This window comes from Paenibacillus sp. FSL M7-1455, from assembly GCF_038004655.1.
Taxonomy (GTDB): domain Bacteria; phylum Bacillota; class Bacilli; order Paenibacillales; family Paenibacillaceae; genus Paenibacillus_AQ; species Paenibacillus_AQ cookii.
The window spans coordinates 3,453,574-3,469,002 of the sequence record NZ_JBBORO010000001.1; the positions used below are offsets into that span (position 1 = coordinate 3,453,574).

Here is a 15,429-nt window from a genome sequence, read left to right on the forward strand (position 1 = left end):
TCCTCTCCCTTTCCTATTATGACTCGTTATTTTTTATTAAAAAACCGGGACAACTCGCCTTGGATCAAAGATACCTGGCCCGGTCTCTTACCCGAAACAAGCTGCTGCTTGAGCAACCGGTGCAGCTGCGATTCCGTCATCTCTTTCCGCTTTACTTCCGTGTCCGCGGTAATGACGGTCGCTTCCTCCGATTCCTTGGACACCGGGTTCATCACTTGCTTGATGCCGGCAATATTGACGCCTTTTTCGATCAAGGATTTGATTTCAAGCAATCTTTCCACGTCATTAAAGGAGAACAGCCTTTGATTGCCCGAGGTGCGCGCAGGAACTATCAGGTTATGCTGTTCATAGTACCGGATTTGTCGGGCGGACAAATCGGTCAATTTCATCACAATCCCAATCGGGAACAATGCCATGTTTCTGCGAATCTCATCACCCATGACTCATCTCAACCTTCCAGTTAACTTTTCTCACTCATATTGTACCTTTCCTGATCTGTCGCGTCAATGACATGTCAGAAAAACTCACAATAATTTTTGGTCTATCATCCGTTGCAAGGCCAACATGACCCCAAACTTGACATGGGAATAGGTCAAGCCGCCCTGCATATACCCGATGTAAGGTTCTCGAATCGGCGCGTCCGCGGACAATTCCAAGCTCCCCCCCTGAATGAACGTCCCTGCGGCCATAATCACCGGATGATCGTAACCCGGCATGTCCCAAGGTTCGGGAACGACATGGCTGTCCACCGCGGCTGCCCGTTGGATGCCCTGCACGAATGCGATCAGGTGTCCGGCTTCTTTAAACGAGATGGCTTGGATCAAATCCGTTCGCGCTTCGTTCCATGCCGGCTTGGTGACGAATCCCGCCTGCTCGAACATGGCCGCCGCAAAAATACTTCCTTTTAATGCTTGTCCCACAAGGGTAGGCGCGAGAAACAGCCCCTGGTAAATGCCGCGCGTCGTCCCGAGCATGGCCCCGACTTCGCTGCCGATGCCCGGTGCGGTCAGCCTGTATGCGCACAGGTCCACCAGATGCTGCCGGCCGCAAATATACCCGCCGGTTTCCGCAATGCCGCCGCCCGGGTTTTTGATCAGCGAGCCGGCGATCAGGTCGGCGCCTGCCTCCGTCGGCTCCATCGTTTCCGTAAATTCCCCGTAGCAGTTGTCGACGAACACGATGACGTCCGGCTTGATCTCCTTCACTTTTTTCACCATGTCGCCGATTTCGCCGACGGTAAACGATGAGCGCCAATCATAACCCCGCGAGCGCTGGATGCCGATTACCTTCGTCGATTCATGGATGCCTGCGCGCACCGCATCCCAGTCGATGCCTCCGTCCGCCGTCAAGGCGGCCTCCCGGTACGTGATGCCAAAATCCCTCAGCGACCCCGTCCCGTCGCCTTTTTGGCCGATCACCTTATGCAGCGTATCGTACGGGCGCCCCGTAATGTAAAACAGCTCATCGCCGGGTCTCAATACCCCGAAAAGAGCTGTGGAAATCGTATGCGTGCCTGAAGCAAAATGCGGGCGCACCAGGGCGGCTTCGGCCCCGAATACGTCCGCATATACCAGATCCAGCACTTCTCTTCCCCGGTCGTTATAAGCATACCCCGTCGAGCCTGCAAAATGAAAATCGCTGACTTGATGCTTCTGGAACGCTTCGATGACCTTCCATTGATTGTGGTCGATCACGCGATCCAGCTGCCGAAACCTCTCCGTTATCCGCTCTTCCGCGGCTTCCTTCCATTGTTCCAATTGTTCTGCGAATTGTACCATGTCTATCGAATTTCCCCTCTGCTTTTTCCCGTTTCATCCCTGATCAGATAAGGTTCGACCATATGCCCCCATTTATCGTAATCGGGTTTGTGAACCTGTACCTTATAAATCATATCATGTTCTTCGGATTTTTGCTCCACAACGTCCCCGATCCGGTACAGCAAAGCCATGGCGTTGCCATCCTCGGAAGGCACCCGGAACGACAGGATTCCCCCGGACAAACGTTCCTGGATCGCCTGTTTCACGGCAAGCAAATCGCCTTCGTCCAACGCGCTGATCTTCAAATGCCCGGGACCGGTAGGCAGCATCTCCAGCTGCTCTTGCGTGCAAACATCCTTTTTGTTGAACAAAACCAGCTGCGGTTTGTCGGCAGCCCCCAAATCTTCCAAAATCGAATCGACGACCTTCATCTGCTCTTCCCGCATCGGAGACGAAGCATCGACGACATGCAAAATGAGATCGGCTTCGTTAGCTTCCTCCAACGTCGCCCGGAATGCCGCCACAAGGTCATGAGGGAGATTTTGGATGAACCCGACCGTATCCGTCAAAATGACTTCGCTTCCCCCCGGAAGCTCCAGCGTGCGCGAGGTCGGATCGAGCGTCGCAAACAGCTGGTTTTCGATGTATACATCGGCGCTGGTCAACTGTTTAAGCAGGGTTGATTTTCCCGCATTCGTATAGCCGACGAGCGCGACCTGGATGGCGCCGCTTTTTTGCCTGCGGCCCCGGTGCAGCTTGCGGTGTTTGATGACCGCCTCAAGCTGCCTTTTCAAGTCGCCGATGCGGCTGCGAATATGGCGTCTGTCCGTTTCGAGCTTGCTTTCCCCCGGGCCTCTCGTCCCGATGCCCCCGCCGAGCCGCGACAAATTTTTGCCGTGGCCGGACAGGCGCGGAAGCAGGTAGGACAGCTGTGCCAGCTCCACCTGAATGATGCCTTCGCGCGTTTTGGCGCGCTGCGCAAAAATATCCAAAATAAGCTGCGTGCGGTCGATGATTTTGACGTCCAGGCTCTGCTCCAAATTGCGGACCTGCGCGCCCGAAAGATCATGATCGAAAATCGCGGTGTTTGCTTGCACGGCAAGAATCGCCTGGCGCAGTTCCTCCACCTTGCCTTTTCCGATCAGCCAGCGGGCATCCGGCACGTCGCGGTTTTGGGAAATCACGTCCAGCACCTCGACGCCGGCCGTTTCGGCCAAGCTGACAAGTTCCTGCAGCGAATGCTCCGGGTTGATGCCCGATCGTTTGACCTCGTCCGTGACGAGGCTGACCAGCACCGCCCGGTCGCGTATGGTCATATTCGTGTCAAATGTGGTATGTGCCAATGAATAAGAGCCCCTTTTTCCGCAGCCTTACAGCATTCCCAGCCTTACGTCGAACCTTTCGTCTCCAGCTTGAAATCCTCGGTTCTGAGCGTCATCAGTTCAAGCTTCCCGGGATTCGTATTCGCGTATACGTTCAGCAGCCTGACGGCCTGATTGCGTATCGCTTTTTCGATCGTGTTGCGTACGTATCTGGCGTTGCTGAAGGCATGCTCGGTTTCGTTTTTTTCCTGAATCAAGTGCTGCCTAAGCTTCATGATCGCCTGCGGCATCAAAATGTAATCCCGTTCCTTGGACATCAGTTCGGAAATTTGAATCAGCTGATCCACCGAATAATCCGGAAACTCTACCTGGATGGGAAAACGGGAAGGCAGTCCCGGATTCGTCTGCAGAAAATAATCGATCTCCTCCGAATACCCCGCCAAAATCAGCACGAATTGGTTTTTATGGTCTTCCATCGCCTTGACGAGCGTATCGATTGCTTCTTTGCCAAAATCCTTTTCCCCGCCGCGGGCGAGGCTGTACGCCTCATCGATAAATAGAATGCCGCCGAGCGCTTTTTTAACCAAATCCCTTGTTTTCTGGGCGGTGTGTCCGATGTATTCCCCGACGAGATCCGCTCGTTCCACTTCGATCAAGTGCCCTTTGCTGAGCACCCCCATCTTCTGGAACAGCTTTGCGATGATCCGCGCCACCGTCGTTTTCCCCGTTCCCGGGTTTCCTTTGAAAACCATATGATATACTTGCCCTCCGCTCACAAGGCCCGCTTCTTGGCGCATATGCGAGATTTGCAACAGGGCGTAAATTTCAAACACGAACTCCTTAATATTTTCGAGGCCTACCAACTTATCCAGTTCTTTCTGAATTTCCTGGTACAAGGTGTGCTGTACAACGTTTTTTTGCGCCTGCACCGGTTCCTTTTCCGGGACGGCGCTGCTGAGTACAGGAGGCTCCTGGCTGCGTAAAATCACATTGATTTGTCTGGATGGCCTGCCTTCCGGCCGGCCGTTCGCGGCCGCAACACGCCCGTTCATGCATCCATCACCTCATATTCTTCCGCAAGATGGTTTCTCTATTCAATGTATTCTACTTCGGTGACGGTTATTAGCAGTTTCAGCCCTTTTTCCAGCCGAGCCACAGCAGGAGCTCATCGACCTTCCATTTGGTATAGGCGAGTACCTCGCGCGGCTTATGGTATTTCATTTGCAGCGTTTTGGACTCCGTGAGGCCAAGCTTGGGATCCTCGTAATCCAAAAAATCCGCGATATCCTTGGAGCGCATTCCGTGATATTGGTGCGTGACGATTACCGCACTCTTGAATCCCCGTTCTTTCATGATTTGTTTGCTGTACAGCAGGTTTTCGTAAGTGCTGCGCGCCTTATTTTCCAAAATGACGGCCGATTCGGGAACGCCATGCTGAACGAGATAATTCCTCATCCCTTCCGCTTCCGTATATTGATTGCCGGGTTTGTCCAATCCGCCGCTGACGATCATATAGCTGAATTTCTTCTCATAGTACAGCTTCAGGGCTTCGTCGAGCCTTTCCTTCAGCCCCGGGCTGGGGGCATCCCCCCACATGGAGGCGCCCAAAACGATGCCGACGTCGCGCGGCCCGTTCAGGACCGAGCTTGCCGCGCGGTCCATTTTCCAATACACGTAACCGGACCACAAAAGCCCGGCGATGATCATCGCCGCAACGATGGCAAGCGCCAGTTTTAAAGGGGAGCGCCTTTTTTTCGTCAGGACGACAGTTCCTTGTTCATAACCGTTCATGTTTTCCTCCTGAAATCTCCATTCTCGAACAGCCGCTTGCGATGGTCCAACGACATCAGGAAATACGGAAACGTATGGGCATTGATCGCATGCAATACCTCCCTGGCCGTTGTCGTCGCCAGCATGTAATCTTCCTTCGTGATGACGCCGCGGGCGAGCGCTTCCTCCAGCTCATCCTCGTCCAGCAGAAATACCTCTCCGTTTCTCAGGACGACGATGTCCAAATACAGATCATCAAACCAAGGGACGCCCTGCTCGGTCACGCCCTGCGTTTTGCAGGTGTCAATGTACCACTGTATGATTTCCTGGCGTTCATCGAACATGGCCGTCACGATATAATGGCTGTTTTTCGGAAAATATTGCAGCCAAGAATAACCTTTATCGGCAATCCGGTACGTATGGGTTCCATAATGCTTCCACAGCGGCTCTTTTAAATTGTAAATGGTGTAGAGCGTTATGTAGCCGGTAAATTTCTCGCTTTCCACATAACGGCAGGCAAAACGCCGGCGGGAAATCCGGCGCCAGTTCGCGCGATCTCCAAATTTTCGTTTCATGGAAATTTCCCTCTCCAATATGTTAGCTTCAGCTTATCACATTTAGGAAACACACTCAAAATATATACCATTAATATAGCGCAACCGCAGGCTAAAGTAGAAGAAAAAACTGCGGATGCCTCTCCTTTGACAAGGCGATTGACCGTTTCCTCACGGTTTGCCGCCGCCCGGAGTCCTCTCCGGCAAAAAGAAAAAGAGCCCCCCAAACGATGGGAGGCTCTTGATCCGCCTTACGGGTTATTGCTTTCGTTTTGAATCGGAACTGTACCGGTATTATCCGGGGTTTGGAAACTTTCGATGCTACCCTGGTCGGTTGTGCTGCCGTCGCCGCCGTCCGGCGGTACGGTTACGCCGCCCGAGTCACCGTTTCCGAAGCCGGACCCGTCATTGCCGCTTTGCTGACCGTTTCCGTTACCGTTGCCGTTTCCATTACCGTTACCGTTTGAATGATCGTTGCTGCCGCTATTGTTGCCGTTGTTACCATGATTCCCGTTACCGTTAGTGCCGCTGCTGTTATTGCCGCTGCCTTGGTCCTGGCCGCTGCCTTGATCAACGTTCCCTTGACCGTTATCGAAGCCGCCGTCCTGGTTAGGGTCCTGTCCGTTCGTTCCGTCGCCGTTTTGCCCGTTATCTCCCGTGTTTTCATCCGGAGGCGGCAGCTGATCGTCCGGCTGCGGCTCGATCGTGACTTTCACCGTGTTAGAGGGATCGGACTGCTGGCCGGTTTCCGGAGAAACGGCAACGACGTAATATTCGTAAGTTTCGCCGGCGACCGTTCCGATATCATCGATGTTTGTCGTCGGAATGCCGTCCTGCAGCACCGAGAAGTCCGCTTCGGACGACGCTTTGCGGTAGAGGCGGTAAACGGCGTTTTCGTTCCCCTCTCCGTTCCATGATAAAGACACGGTTTGCGTATCCGGACTATAACTTGCGATCAGCCCGCTGACATGTAGTTCAGGTGTCTCTTGAGCAGGCGGTTCCGGTTCTTTGACCTTCAGATCTTCAGGCACTTTAAACTGTTTCTCAGGGAAGTTTTCAAGCGCCTGCTTCATCACTTTGCCCCAGAACGCCGCGGCAAGCGGACTGCTGTTATGGAGCAAATGGTCTTTGTCCGGTTTGTCGTAACCCATCCATACGGCGGCCGTCAGTTCCGGCGTGTAGCCGACGAACCAGACGTCGCGGTTGGACTTGTAACCTTTGATCCCGCTTTGGGTCGTCCCCGTCTTGCCCGCAACCGGTCTGTCGATCCGGGCTTTGCGGCCCGTACCGCTGTTGACGACGTTTTGCATCATCTGGGTCATTTGGTAAGCCGTGCTTTCTTTCATGACCCGTTCGCCGTTGTCCTTGTGTTCATAGACGACTTTGCCGTCGCTGTCCACGATTTTTTTAATCGAATAAGCTTTATAGAAGGTACCGCCGTTGGCGAACGCCCCGTATGCCTGCGCCATTTCCAGCGTGTTGGTGCCTTTGCTGATGCCGCCGAGCGCCATCGCCAGGTTTTTGTCCTCTTCCGTCAGCTGAATGCCCAGCTTCGTCGCGAAATCATATCCCCTTTTGACGCCGATTTGGTTCAGCAGCCATACCGCCGGGATGTTCTCCGATTTCGTGATCGCGTCCTCCATGCTGATCGTGCTGGAATACCCGTGAAGGTTCGTCGGGCAATAATTGCCGAAGCACTGTTTCTCGTTGCTCAGCCGCGAATTCATGTTAAAATCCCCTGAATCGATAGCCGGCGCATAAGAGACGATCGGCTTGAATGCCGAACCCGGCTGGCGGCGGCTGTTGGTGACGCGGCTGTAGCCTTTGCGTTCATAATCGCGTCCGCCGAGCAGCGCAACGAGCGAGCCGTTCTCCTGGTTCATGATGACCATCGAGCCCTGCACGAGCTGATCGTCTTTGCCCTTCTCGAAATTCGACGAATCGGCAAATTCTTTTTCGAGCACTTTCTGGGCGTTGGCGTCCATCGTGGTGTAAATTTTATAGCCGCCGATGTTCAGATCGTCTTCGCTAAGGCCCGTGACATCCTCGGCTTCGTTCATGACGTAATCCATAAAGTTCTGGTAGTTTTGCTTTTTCTTCGGCGGCTCGTAGTCGTAAACGACCTTTTTCGCCTTCTCCGCTTCTTCGGCCGTAATGTAGCCCTGCTCGGCCATCAAGTTCAAGACGACCGCGCGGCGCTGCATGGACAGCTCGGGATTACGGAGCGGATTGTATTTCGACGGCCCCTTCGGCATCGCCGCGAGCGTGGCCATCTCCCACAATTCCAGCTGATTCAAATCGCTTTTTCCGAAATAATACTTCGACGCTTCCTTGATGCCGTAAATCTGGCCGCCGAAGTTGATCCGGTTCAAATACATCGTCAACACTTCATCTTTGGTCAAATTCCGGTCGAGCGCCAGCGCGATCGACACTTCCGTCGCCTTACGGAAAAACGTCTTGTCGCGCGTCAGGAAAATGTTTCGCGCCAGCTGCTGCGTGATCGTACTGCCGCCCTCCACCTTGGAGCGGGCGATGATGTCCTTGACCGCCGCACGGCCGATCGACCAAAGGTCGACGCCGCTATGCTCGTAGAACCGTTTATCCTCGGTCGCGACAAAAGCTTCCTTGAGCAGCTTCGGAATGTCCTCGCTGTTGACCGGGTCGCTTTTTTGCAGCGACAACTCGCCCATCACGTTCCCGTTGCGGTCATAAACCTTGGAGTTTTCGTGCAGCGTAATTTTGTCCTTGTTCGCCTGATACAGCCTCTCCCCGTTGACGGAGATGTACAAGTACCCTGCCAATGCGCAAAATACCGCAATGGCGCACGTAAAAAACAAAGTCCAAAAGATGCGTTTGCCTGACAGCTTTCTTTTCTTCTTTTTGGGCGTCTTGGACGGTTGTTCTTTGTTTCTGTTGCCCGTCCGCGACAGTTTATTGTTATCCATGGTGCCTCCTGACTCCCTTTAGGACGATTTTCGGTTTTGGAATGAAAAGAACAACCTTGTCAAGGTTGCTCCGCTCCATTTTCTATGCCTACAGACATCTCCGGCAAGCGTGCGGTTCGGCCGCCCCGCTCCCCCTTGCTGTCTATATACTTAAACGAAAATCATCCAGAAAAGTTTCAAATTCCGGCGTTAGCCCTCGTTTTGCGTCTCCTGCATCAATGAAACATTGCGTTGAGGCGTAACCGTAGAGATCGCGTGTTTGAACAGCATCTGCTGTTTACCGTCGGTATCCACGACAACGGTAAAGTTGTCAAATGCTTTGATGGTGCCGCGAATCTGAAATCCGTTCACGAGAAAAATGGTCACTGGGATATTTTCTTTGCGCAGCTGGTTTAAGAATGTATCTTGGATATTAATGGATTTGTTCATTTATCCGTACCCCCAACGTTTCATTTAGATTGTTTTGAAGTATATTCAAGATTTGAGAGAAACTTTCCTGCTATTATATCACGGATTTCCGCCATTTTAGCAGAAAAATTTACGGGCTCCGTGACGTCCACCCATGAAATTTCCTTCATGTGGCGGAACCAGGACAGCTGGCGTTTGGCAAACCGGCGGGTGTCTCTCTTGAGGACCGCAACCGCGTCTTCGAGGGATTCGCGACCTTGAAGATAGCTTGCGATCTGTTTGTAACCCAGCCCCTGCATCGAGACCAGGTCGGTTCCGTAGCCCTTGTTCAGCAGCGAAGAGACTTCTTCTACCAAACCCTGCTTCAGCATTTCGTCAATGCGGGCTTCAATACGTTTATATAGCATTTGCCTATCCATTGTCAAACCGAGCAGGCATAATCGGTAAGGAGACTCCCGGGTTTGCCCCTCAAGTTGGGACGATAGGGGGATGCCCGTCAAATGAAAGATTTCCAAAGCCCTAATAATTCGTCTCTGGTCGTTGGGATGGAGTTTTTCCGCGCTGGCCGGGTCTACCGCCTTCAGTTTGGCATGCAGCGCTTCCGCCCCGTATTTTTCGGCGAATGCCATCTGTTCGTCCCGAAAAGCTTTGTCTTCCCCCACCTGGGCAAACCGATAGTCGTAGCAGACCGATTCGACGTACAAGCCGGTTCCGCCGACGATAAAAGGCAGCTTGCCCCGTCCATGGATTTCCTGGATGAGGCTGTGGCATTCCTCTTGAAACTCGGCCACGGAATACGGCTCGTCCGGGTTGTGGATATCGATCAGATGATGGGGGATTCCCTCCATCTCCTCCTTCGAGATTTTGGCGGTGCCGATATCCATTTCCCGGTATACCTGCATCGAATCGCCGGAAATGATTTCGCAATCCCATTCTTTCGCCAGCTCTATGCTCAGCCGCGTTTTACCGACGGCCGTCGGTCCGACGAGCACCAGCAGCTTCGGTTTGTTCCGGGGCTCATTTATCCCTGTCAACGGTGATCACTCCATAAGAAATTTTTGAATGTGCCCGGGTTTCCTCCGCAAACCCGAGACGGGCAAATTCCCCGCTGCCTCTTTTTTCTTTCAGCACCACCGTTTTCCGGGCAACCCTGACGGCTTCCTTGATGCTGTCCGGGGAAAGCGGATCGCTGTTCGCAAACCACCTGAGCGGCCGAATCGCCGTGGAATCCATCAGCGGTTCGCGGAACATCGGGTCAAAATAAACGATGTCCACGCTACGGTCCGGCATCGAGCGCAGCACGTCCAAATGATGGCCGTTCACGACCCGGATGCGGCGCATCGCTTCGTTGATCTCCTCCACGTTGGAGGTATAATGGGCCAAACCTTCGGTCAGAAGCGCCGACAGGGAAGCCGAGCTCTCCACCGCCGTAATCCGGGAACCTGGCCCCCCCTTGACGGAAAACACGAGCGTATCGGTTCCAAGCCCGGCGGTGCAGTCCAGCACGCTGTCGCCCGGATGCATGGAAGCGGCATCGAGCATCGGGTCGCTTTCGCCCTTCAAAATGCGTTTCGCACGGATGAACCCCATGCTGGGATGAAATTCCATCGGCTCCTCCCCGGGTCTGACCAGCCTCGCCCCGCCGTCCAGCACGACGATGATGTCGTCGTCCCCGTAAGCCCTGGACATTTTGCCGAGCGGCGTATGGCGCCTCGGGACGTAGATGCCCCCGGTTCGGGAGGCCAGGGCTTCGGCCCGGCGAATAACGGCTTCCCCTGCCTTATCCCCTGTTGTAATGATCATGACGTTCTCCAATCCTGCTTGTATAGTTTTCGGTGATGTCCTTCAAAATGGGCCGCCGTTTTACATGACCCGTTTAAACAGTTTTTCCAAATCATAGGTAGAAAATGAAACGACGATCGGCCGCCCGTGAGGGCATGTATACGGCTGCCTGCACGCTCCCAAACGTTCGATCAGCGTTTTGGCCTCATCCTCGGTCAGCTTCTGGTTGGCTTTGATCGAAGCCTTGCAGGAACAGAGGATCGAAGATTTCTCCCTCAGCTTGGCAAGGTCGATTTTGCGTTCACCGAGCACCCACTCCGCCATTTCCTCGATCAGCGATTTTTCTTCGCCTTTCGGGAACCAATACGGGAGGGAGCGCACGCGGAAGGTTTGACCGCCAAAATGTTCCAAATAAACGCCGACCTGTTCGAACCACTGCAGCTTGTCTTTCAGCTGCTCCGCTTCGGATGGGGTAAACTCCAGCGTGATCGGCAGCAGGAGCTCTTGGGAAGCATCGGCAGGCTGCCCGAATTTTTCATAATAATATTCGTAGTTGACGCGTTCATGGGCCGCATGCTGGTCGATCAGGTACAAGCCTTGATCGTTTTGGGCGATCAGGTAAGTGCCGTGATGCTGCCCGATCAGCGTCAGTTCCGGAAACGGCGGAATGTCTGCGGGCGCGTCCGCCGATGCCTCCAACAGCCGGCTTGCCAGCCCGGGATTCGAGCTGGGGCTTACCCGCTGCTGGGAAGGGGCGGCCCATTCCCGGTACGATGCCGGGCGCGTCTCCCTGACCATTCCGTTTCCGGCCGTCCACGCGTCCTGGGAGGCGCTTCCGTACGAACCTCCGCTCCCGGCAGCCGGACGTTCCTGAAGCTTTTGAACCGGAGCCTGGGAATCGGTGGCGATCATCGGCTCGGGCGCAGGGCGGTTTTCCGGAACGGCCGAAACGGGGCCGGGTCCGGCCTCCAGCGCGGCCGCCGCCTCCTCTTTTTGGTCCGCCAAAGGCACGGGAGCGCTCCGATTCGAAAAATGGAACTGCTCCTGGATGAAGGAACCGCTGTTTTTTCCGCCGATGTTTTGCTTCACCGCCTGAGGAATGAGCACCTCCTGCCGGAGGACCCGGCGGATGCTCTCCTCGATGAACGGATACAGCTCCTGCTCTTTGCTGAAGCGAACCTCCAGCTTGGCCGGGTGCACGTTCACGTCCACGAGCGACGGGTGCATCCTGATCTCCAGCACCGCAAGCGGGTACCGGTTAATCGGGAGCAGCGTATGGTAGGCCCGCTGGATCGCCTGATTCAACCCGTAATTGCGGATGTATCTGCCGTTGACGATCGTCGACACGCCGTTCCGGTTCGATCTTGTCCATTCGGGCAGGCTGACGAAACCGCTGAGCTCAAAGTCGAGGTTTTCCGCCTGGACCGGCAGCATCGCTTTGGCTGCCTGCGTCCCGTAGATGGCCGCGATGACCTGCAGCAGATCCCCGTTGCCGAGCGTTTTGAGCAGCTGGTTTTCGTTGTGCCGGAGCGTGATCGCGATTTCCGGGTGGGAAAGGGCGATTCTGTACATATAATCGGACACGTGGCCGAGTTCCGTCTGGATCGTTTTCATGTATTTCAATCGGGCGGGCGTATTAAAAAACAACTCTTTTACCTGGATATCCGTCCCCCGCGGCGCGGGCGAATCTTCTTCCGCCAGCAGCTTGCCGCCTTCGACGCGGATGCGTCGGCCCAGCCCGTCGTCGCCGCTGGCCGTCGTCAGCTGAACTTTGGCGACGGCCGCGATGCTGGGCAAAGCCTCGCCCCGGAAGCCGAGGCTCGTGATATGGAACAAATCCCGGCTGCTGCCGATTTTGCTCGTTGCGTGGCGGTAGAAAGCCGTCTGCAGGTCATCCGGCTCGATTCCCGAGCCGTTGTCGGTTACCCGGATGCTCTCCAGGCCGCCTTCTTCGACGTGAACGTCGATGCGGGTCGCCCCGGCGTCGATCGAGTTTTCCACCAGCTCCTTCACGACGGAAGCGGGGCGCTCCACCACTTCGCCGGCGGCTATTTGGTTGGCAATATGCTCGTCCAAGATATGAATTTTGGCCATATCCGTCACCCCTTCATTTTCTTGCTTGCCGTATAATCCGTCCGTTACAAATCCTTGGCCTTCATCTTGAGCTCGTTGAGCAGCTGCATGGCCTGAAGCGGCGTCATGTTCATGACGTCCACGCTTTTGATCGCGTCCACGATCTGGCCGATCGCCGGATCGGGCTTATCGGCGGGCGGTGCCGTTTTGGGCGTCGGCAGCGCTTCTTCTTCGCCGAAAATCGACAGCTGCACGACGGCCCCGGCCGGCGCCTCCGGATTGGCCGGTTCTTCCGCAACCGGGCTTGTCACGGGCGGGCGTTCCGCAGCTTCCGCAGCTTCCGCGGCCGCAGCCGCTTGGGCCGCTCCGTGCTCGATCCCTTGCAGCAAGTCGTAAGCCCGTCCGATGATCGAAGAAGGAAGCCCTGCCAGGCGAGCGCAATAGATGCCGTAGCTGCTGCTTGCGGGTCCCGGCACCAATTTTCGCAGGAAGTGAACGTTTTCCCCGCTTTCCTGCACGGCCATCGAGTAATTTCGTAAACGATGGAGGCTTTCTTCCAGATGGGCCAGCTCATGGAAATGCGTGGAAACCAGCGATTTGCAGCCGATGGTATCATGCACGTATTCGATGACGGCCTGGGCGATGGCCATGCCTTCGCTGGTCGACGTGCCGCGGCCGAGCTCATCGATGATGATCAGGCTTCGCGGCGTCGCTTTTTCGGTCATGACCTGGATATCGGCCATTTCCACCATAAACGTGCTCTGCCCGCCGATCAGGTCGTCGGCCGCGCCGATCCGGGTGAAAATCCGGTCGACCATCGGCACTTCAGCCTTGCCCGCCGGCACGAAGCTGCCGATTTGGGCCATGATCGAAATAAGGGCCACCTGGCGCATGTACGTGCTTTTCCCGGCCATGTTCGGGCCGGTTATGAGCAGAATCGCCGCATCGTCGCGGGTCAGCCGCGTTTCGTTGGCGATGAAGGAAGCGTCCTTCATCACCGCCTCCACGACGGGATGGCGCCCGGCTTCGACGACGAGATCGTAGCCGTCCGTCAGCACCGGCTTCACGAACCCTTGCTCGGCGCTGACCGCGGCGAGCGACTGGTAAACGTCAATCTCCGCCACCTTCTCGGCAAGGTGCTGCAGCCTCGAAATCTCGGCGGCCAGCTTATCCCTTAACTCGGCGAAAAGGGCGTACTCCAAGTCGACCATTTTTTCCTGGGCTTCAAGGATCAGGCCTTCCTTCTCTTTCAGCTCCGGCGTAACGTACCGTTCCGCGTTGGTCAACGTTTGCTTGCGTTCGTACCGGCCTTCGGGCAGGGAGCTAACGTTGGCTTTGGTCACTTCGATATAATAGCCGAACACCTTGTTGAATCCGATTTTGAGCGACCGGATCCCCGTGACTTCCCGTTCCTTCGCTTCCAGCTCGGCGATCCACTTTTTGCCGTTCGTGCTTGCTTCCCTCAGTTCGTCCAGACGCTCGCTGCATCCCGGCTTGATCAGCCCTCCGTCCCTGACGGACACCGGAGGATCCTCGACGATGGTCCGTTCAATGGCTTCGCTCAAATCGCGGCAGTCGTCCATTTCGCTTGCGATGCGGCGCAAGGTCGCGGAAGCCGAGGACGCACAAAGCTCCTTCAGGGCGGGAATTTGCTGAAGCGACACTTTTAACGCGTTCAAACCGCGCCCGTTGGCGCTTCCGAACGCGATCCGGGCCACGAGGCGTTCCAAGTCATAAATTTCGTCCAAGGAAGCTTTGAGGTCTTCCCGCAAAATAAACTGGTTGTACAAGTGATCGACCGCTTCCAGGCGCTCTTCAATCGCACCCCGCTGCAGAAGCGGTTTGTCGATCCATCTCCGCAGGAGGCGCGCTCCCATCGACGTCTGCGTGCGGTCCAGCAGCCAGAGCAGCGAGCCTTTTTTCGAACGGTCGCGCACCGTCTCGACAAGCTCCAGATTCCGGCGCGTGAACGGATCCAAGATCATGTAATTGCCCGGTTCGTAAGGCGCGATCTGCGTCAGCTGCCCCAAAGAGCGGCGCTGCGTCTCGCTTAAGTACGAGATCAGAACGGCGACGCAGCGGCGGCGCTCCGGATCCAGCCTTGCCCACGCCGCTTCCCCGAATTGGCTTCGCACCAGGTTTTCTTCTTTTTTCTCCCATGGGGTATATACGATCGGGCGGCTCCACTGGATTTGCTCCGCTTGGATCAGCTCCAGCATGCGGCTGTCGCCGATGATTTCCGCCGGCTCGTAAATGCCGATTTCGTCGCGCAGCCATTCGACGGAGGACAGCACCGAGGTGACGTACAATTCGCCCGTCGATATATCGCATGCGGAGAGCGCCATCATCCGGTCGCTTTCCGTGACGCACACCAGGTAGTTATTGGATTTGTCGGCAACGGTTTTGCCTTCCATGATCGTCCCCGGCGTGACCACCCGGACGATCTCCCTGCGCACCATCCCTTTGGTGACGGCGGGATCCTCCATTTGCTCGCAAATCGCGACTTTATATCCTTTTTCGATCAAACGCTGTATGTAGCCTTCGGCCGAATGATACGGAACCCCGCACATCGGAATGCGCTCGTCCCCGCCGCCTTCCCGGCCGGTTAACGTAATTTCGAGTTCCCTGGACGCCTTCACGGCGTCTTCAAAAAACATTTCGTAAAAATCGCCTAAACGAAAAAAAAGGAATGCATCCTGTGCTTGTTCCTTGATTGCCAAATATTGTTCAATCATTGGCGTATATTTTGCCATGACTTACCTCCACACTCGAACTTTGCTCACGCCCTATTATAGCAGAAATCGGAGGGAGTTCATCA

At 55.3% G+C, this 15,429-nt stretch carries 12 protein-coding genes; all 12 read right to left on the bottom strand.

Annotated features, from left to right (window positions below; all coding sequences use genetic code 11):
• Positions 1-26 precede the first annotated feature (26 nt).
• Positions 27-440, bottom strand: a complete 414-nt coding sequence (locus tag NYE48_RS15930; RefSeq protein ID WP_036708262.1) for a MerR family transcriptional regulator — start codon at positions 438-440, stop codon at positions 27-29.
• A gap of 84 nt (positions 441-524) precedes the next feature.
• On the bottom strand, positions 525-1,778 hold the full coding sequence (locus NYE48_RS15935) for a methionine gamma-lyase family protein (RefSeq protein ID WP_212948459.1): 1,254 nt from the start codon (positions 1,776-1,778) through the stop codon (positions 525-527).
• A gap of 2 nt (positions 1,779-1,780) precedes the next feature.
• The gene (gene hflX, locus NYE48_RS15940) at positions 1,781-3,100 is read right to left on the bottom strand and encodes a GTPase HflX (protein ID WP_340999370.1); all 1,320 of its coding nucleotides are present in this window, start codon (positions 3,098-3,100) and stop codon (positions 1,781-1,783) included.
• A gap of 44 nt (positions 3,101-3,144) precedes the next feature.
• A complete protein-coding gene (locus NYE48_RS15945; RefSeq protein WP_036708260.1) occupies positions 3,145-4,131 on the bottom strand; it encodes an AAA family ATPase in 987 nt (328 codons plus the stop codon).
• 79 nt (positions 4,132-4,210) lie between these two features.
• Positions 4,211-4,870 (bottom strand): YdcF family protein, encoded by a 660-nt coding sequence (locus tag NYE48_RS15950; protein WP_340999372.1) that lies wholly within the window; start codon positions 4,868-4,870, stop codon positions 4,211-4,213.
• Entirely contained in the window at positions 4,867-5,424 is a 558-nt protein-coding gene (locus NYE48_RS15955; RefSeq protein WP_036708258.1) for a DUF402 domain-containing protein, read from the bottom strand. Before NYE48_RS15955 ends, NYE48_RS15950 begins: the two co-directional genes overlap by 4 nt.
• Before the next feature lie 230 nt (positions 5,425-5,654).
• Positions 5,655-8,348: a transglycosylase domain-containing protein gene (locus NYE48_RS15960; RefSeq protein WP_340999373.1), complete on the bottom strand. Its 2,694-nt coding sequence runs from the start codon at positions 8,346-8,348 to the stop codon at positions 5,655-5,657.
• A 189-nt stretch (positions 8,349-8,537) separates the two neighbouring features.
• Positions 8,538-8,777 carry an RNA chaperone Hfq gene (gene hfq, locus NYE48_RS15965; RefSeq protein ID WP_036708256.1) on the bottom strand — a complete coding sequence of 80 codons (240 nt, stop codon included), beginning with the start codon at positions 8,775-8,777 and terminating at the stop codon, positions 8,538-8,540.
• Between the two features lie 20 nt (positions 8,778-8,797).
• On the bottom strand, positions 8,798-9,790 hold the full coding sequence (miaA, locus tag NYE48_RS15970; protein ID WP_340999375.1) for a tRNA (adenosine(37)-N6)-dimethylallyltransferase MiaA: 993 nt from the start codon (positions 9,788-9,790) through the stop codon (positions 8,798-8,800).
• On the bottom strand, positions 9,774-10,559 hold the full coding sequence (locus NYE48_RS15975) for a class I SAM-dependent methyltransferase (RefSeq protein ID WP_340999377.1): 786 nt from the start codon (positions 10,557-10,559) through the stop codon (positions 9,774-9,776). The genes miaA and NYE48_RS15975 overlap by 17 nt, the downstream gene beginning before the upstream one ends.
• 60 nt (positions 10,560-10,619) lie before the next feature.
• Positions 10,620-12,632: a DNA mismatch repair endonuclease MutL gene (gene mutL, locus NYE48_RS15980; protein WP_340999378.1), complete on the bottom strand. Its 2,013-nt coding sequence runs from the start codon at positions 12,630-12,632 to the stop codon at positions 10,620-10,622.
• 44 nt (positions 12,633-12,676) lie between these two features.
• Positions 12,677-15,364: a DNA mismatch repair protein MutS gene (gene mutS / locus NYE48_RS15985; protein WP_340999380.1), complete on the bottom strand. Its 2,688-nt coding sequence runs from the start codon at positions 15,362-15,364 to the stop codon at positions 12,677-12,679.
• Between the last annotated feature and the right edge of the window lie 65 nt (positions 15,365-15,429).